The following is a 994-nucleotide window of genomic DNA, read 5'->3' as shown; positions in this document are numbered from 1 at the left end:
TGCGCTCGGTGGGCAACATCAGGACGCGATTGTTGCCGCCGTCGGACACGTACACCGTTCCGGTGCTCTTGACCACCAGACCGGTCGGTGCGCTCACGCCGGTGGTGGGGCCGCAAAGCTGTCGCCATCTCGGCGGCCGCACTGCTCGCTGTGGTGGTCACTGTGGTCGCTCTGGTCGTCGTCAACGAGCCCGGTCCGAAGGGCGGGGAAACCGAGCAGGTGACGCTGCCCTTCACCGGTCTGCATGATCCGCAGGGTCTGTCAGTGGACAGTGGCGGCACGGTGTACGTCGCTGACACTCCGAAGAACCGGATTCTGGCCTTGTTCGCAGGCGCGAATGAGCCGGTTGTGCTGCCCTTCGAGGGACTCAACTATCCGACCGGCGTGACGGCCGACAACACCGGCACCGTCTACGTCAACGACGCCGGCAACAAGCGGGTGCTGGTACTGCGCTCTGGCAAGCAGAAACAAGAAGTACTCGCGTTCTCCGGCCTGAGCAATCCGACCGGTCTGTCGGTGGACGGCAGTCGCACCGTCTACGTCACCGACACCGCGAACAATCGCGTAGTAGCGCTGGCCGCAGGTTCGAATGCACAAACCGAGGTGCCGTTCACCGGCCTGAGCGCACCGACCGGTCTGGTGGTCAATAGCACCGGAACGGTGTACGTGTCCGACGGCGGCAACAATCGCGTCCTGATGTTGCCCACCGACATAGACCGTCCCCACGTTGTCCACCGCCAACCCCCACGGGTTGTCCAGACCGGTGAAGTGCAGCTCCTCTTGGGTCGAGGAGCCGGACGGGAGTTTCAGCGTTCGGCTGTTACCGGTGTCGGTGACATACACGGCGCCCTCGCTGTCCAGGGTGACGCCACCGGGCTGCTTCAAACCGGTAAAGGGCAACACCACCTGTTTCTTGGTGTCGGTGGGCAACATCAGGACGCGATTGTTGCCGCCGTCGGACACGTACACCGTTCCGGTGCTATTGACCACCAGA

General features: G+C 63.6%; 1 protein-coding gene and 2 pseudogenes. 1 reads left to right on the top strand and 2 read right to left on the bottom strand.

The genetic code is table 11. From position 1 onward, the window contains the following. Positions 1-76: hypothetical protein (locus A5636_RS26975; protein ID WP_253900430.1), on the bottom strand; the 76-nt coding region annotated here is incomplete at its 3' end. A gap of 11 nt (positions 77-87) precedes the next feature. Here A5636_RS26975 and A5636_RS27680 point away from each other — a divergent pair. After that, positions 88-663: pseudogene (locus A5636_RS27680) on the top strand (serine/threonine-protein kinase PknD); the annotation flags it as partial. Positions 664-843: 180 nt separating this feature from the next. Here A5636_RS27680 and A5636_RS26970 read toward each other — a convergent pair. Beyond that, positions 844-933 (bottom strand): annotated as a pseudogene (locus tag A5636_RS26970) (hypothetical protein); the annotation flags it as partial. Between the last annotated feature and the right edge of the window lie 61 nt (positions 934-994).

This window comes from Mycobacterium asiaticum (assembly GCF_001673315.1).
In the GTDB taxonomy this organism is placed as follows: Bacteria; Actinomycetota; Actinomycetes; order Mycobacteriales; family Mycobacteriaceae; genus Mycobacterium; species Mycobacterium asiaticum_B.
This window is presented reverse-complemented; position numbering and strand designations above follow the sequence as displayed.